Below are 2,740 nucleotides of genomic sequence, written 5' to 3'. Positions count from 1 at the left end.
GCGCGCTGAAAATTGGGCAGGTTTCCCTGCCCTTGAATGGCTTACTTCTTAGCGCGCTCTTCGAGCATTGCTACTGCTGGCAGTACTTTGCCTTCCACGAATTCGAGGAATGCGCCGCCGCCAGTGGAGATGTAGGAGATTTTGTCAGCGATACCGAACAGGTCGATAGCTGCCAGGGTGTCGCCGCCGCCTGCGATGGAGAACGCGTCGCTGTCTGCGATTGCGTTAGCAACAATTTCAGTACCTTTGCGGAAGTTCGGGAATTCGAACACGCCAACTGGGCCGTTCCACAGAATGGTTTTTGCGTTTTTCAGGATGCCTGCCAGTTTCTCAGCAGAAACGTCGCCCAGGTCCAGAATCTGCTCTTCATCTTTGATGTCGTTTACAGATTTCAGGGTAGCGGTCGCGGTTTCGGAGAACTCGGTCGCTACGCGAACGTCAGTTGGAACTGGGATATCGCAGGTCGTCAGCAGACGCTTAGCTTCGTCAACCAGGTCCGCTTCGTACAGGGATTTACCAACGTTGTGGCCTTGAGCGGCAACGAAGGTGTTCGCGATACCACCACCAACGATCAGCTGGTCAGCAATTTTAGACAGGGAATCCAGAACGGTCAGTTTGGTAGAAACTTTAGAACCACCAACGATAGCCACCATTGGGCGAGCTGGTTCTTTCAGTGCTTTACCCAGCGCGTCCAGTTCTGCTGCCAGCAGTGGGCCTGCGCACGCCACGTCAGCAAACTTGCCGATACCGTGGGTGGAAGCCTGTGCACGGTGTGCAGTACCGAATGCATCCATCACGAATACGTCGCACAGTGCAGCGTATTTTTTGGACAGCGCTTCGTCGTCTTTCTTCTCGCCTTTGTTGAAGCGAACGTTTTCCAGAACAACCAGCTCACCGGCAGCAACTTCAACGCCGTCCAGGTAATCTTTAACCAGACGAACCGGAGCAGACAGTTTGTCTTTCAGGTAATTAACAACCGGCAGCAGAGAGAATTCTTCGTTGTACTCGCCTTCGGTCGGACGACCCAGGTGAGAAGTCACCATCACTTTCGCACCCTGTTTCAGCGCCAGCTCGATAGTTGGCAGTGAAGCACGGATACGTGCGTCGCTGGTTACTTTCCCTTCTTTAACTGGTACGTTCAGGTCCGCACGGATGAAAACGCGTTTACCAGCCAGATCCAGATCGGTCATCTTAATTACAGACATGGTGAATCCTCTCGTTGATACTTAAAGTTTTGTCGACGCTCAAGCGTCGAGCCTGAAACCAATAGCGGCCATTGCTAACGTGGTGTCGAGCATTCGGTTAGCAAAGCCCCATTCGTTATCACACCAGACCAGCGTTTTGATCAGATGCGCTCCACTCACCCGCGTCTGCGTGCCATCGACGATGGCGCTATGCGGATCGTGGTTAAAATCAGTTGAGACCAACGGTAATTCCGTATAGTCAACTATACCATGAAATGCACCCTGTGCTGCTTTTTGCAGCAACTGGTTGACTTCATTTGCTTTTACTGGCTTTTTCACCGTCACGCTCAGGTCAATTGCCGTCACGTTAATGGTCGGTACTCGCACCGCAATCGCTTCGAAACGGTCGCCAAACTGCGGGAAAATACGGGCAATGCCCGCAGCAAGCTTGGTATCCACCGGAATAATCGACTGACTTGCCGCGCGCGTACGGCGTAAATCGGGATGGTAGGCGTCAATCACCTGCTGGTCATGCATCGCGGAGTGGATGGTTGTGACCGTGCCCGATTCAATGCCATAGGCATCATCCAACAATTTGATGACGGGGATTATGCAGTTCGTGGTACAGGAGGCGTTGGACACGATGCGGTGTTCGGCGCACAGCTCATGTTCGTTAACGCCAAACACGACGGTGGCATCGAGATCGTTGCTGCCAGGATGTGAAAAGAGCACCTTCTTCGCGCCAGCGGCAATATGGGCTTCGCCATCATGGCGACTGCCGTATACGCCGGTACAGTCTAGCACGACATCAACCGATAGCTCTTTCCAGGGGAGCGCTTCAATAGCGCGCTCATGCAGAAGACGGATGGCGTCATCGCCGACGAAAAGCTGTTCACGCTCCTGGCGAACATCCCAGGCAAAGCGCCCGTGGCTGGTGTCATATTTCAACAAGTGCGCGATGCCCGCAGCATCTGCCAGTTCGTTGATTGCCACCACGGTGATTTCCGCACGGCGTCCGGATTCATACAAAGCACGAACCACGTTACGTCCAATGCGACCGAAGCCATTAATCGCTACGCGTACGGTCATAGGTCTCCTGCAAGGTTGTCCCGATGCAAAGTGGCAACAGAGTAATGCAGCCAAACGCTTTGGGAAACCTCACCCGCCACAAACAGTGACTGATTGGTTAAATGTCGAACAATTTATCGACTGAAACGCTTCAGCTAGAATAAGCGAAACAAGGAATAAAAGGAATGATTGTCCAGACAGAGACGCCTAATATCTGACATACATCACATTTTGATTGGAATAATATGCAAAGAAATTCCTGAGAATAATAAAAAGGGCCGCCGAGGCGACCCTTTCATTTCAGAGAAAACGCAGATTACAGCAGGGATTTCGCTTTCGCGAGAACGTTCTCTACGGTGAAGCCGAACTCTTTGAACAGCAGATCCGCTGGCGCAGACTCACCGAAGGTGGTCATGCCAACGATAGCACCGTTCAGGCCCACGTATTTGAACCAGTAGTCTGCGATGCCCGCTTCGATTGCCACGCGT

General features: G+C 52.5%; 2 protein-coding genes and 1 pseudogene. All 3 read right to left on the bottom strand.

Annotation, left to right across the window (positions count from 1 at the left end):
• Nucleotides 1-41: 41 nt before the first annotated feature.
• The gene (pgk, locus tag RDN66_RS21340) at nucleotides 42-1,205 is read right to left on the bottom strand and encodes a phosphoglycerate kinase (protein ID WP_035896256.1); all 1,164 of its coding nucleotides are present in this window, start codon (nucleotides 1,203-1,205) and stop codon (nucleotides 42-44) included.
• Nucleotides 1,206-1,244: 39 nt separating this feature from the next.
• Nucleotides 1,245-2,273 (bottom strand): erythrose-4-phosphate dehydrogenase, encoded by a 1,029-nt coding sequence (epd, locus tag RDN66_RS21335; RefSeq protein ID WP_035896257.1) that lies wholly within the window; start codon nucleotides 2,271-2,273, stop codon nucleotides 1,245-1,247.
• 295 nt (nucleotides 2,274-2,568) lie between these two features.
• A pseudogene (locus RDN66_RS21330) lies at nucleotides 2,569-2,740 on the bottom strand (transketolase); the annotation flags it as partial.

The organism is uncultured Kluyvera sp., from assembly GCF_902485085.1.
Taxonomy (GTDB): Bacteria; Pseudomonadota; Gammaproteobacteria; order Enterobacterales; family Enterobacteriaceae; genus Kluyvera; species Kluyvera ascorbata.
The sequence above is the reverse complement of the archived record's forward strand: the minus strand, read 5'-3'. Positions and strand labels throughout refer to the sequence as shown.

Bases quoted from the DNA above. Each gene is read 5' to 3' on its own strand.
- pgk (WP_035896256.1), bottom strand. From the start codon at position 1,205: ATGTCTGTAATTAAGATGACCGATCTGGATCTGGCTGGTAAACGCGTT.
- epd (WP_035896257.1), bottom strand. From the start codon at position 2,273: ATGACCGTACGCGTAGCGATTAATGGCTTCGGTCGCATTGGACGTAAC.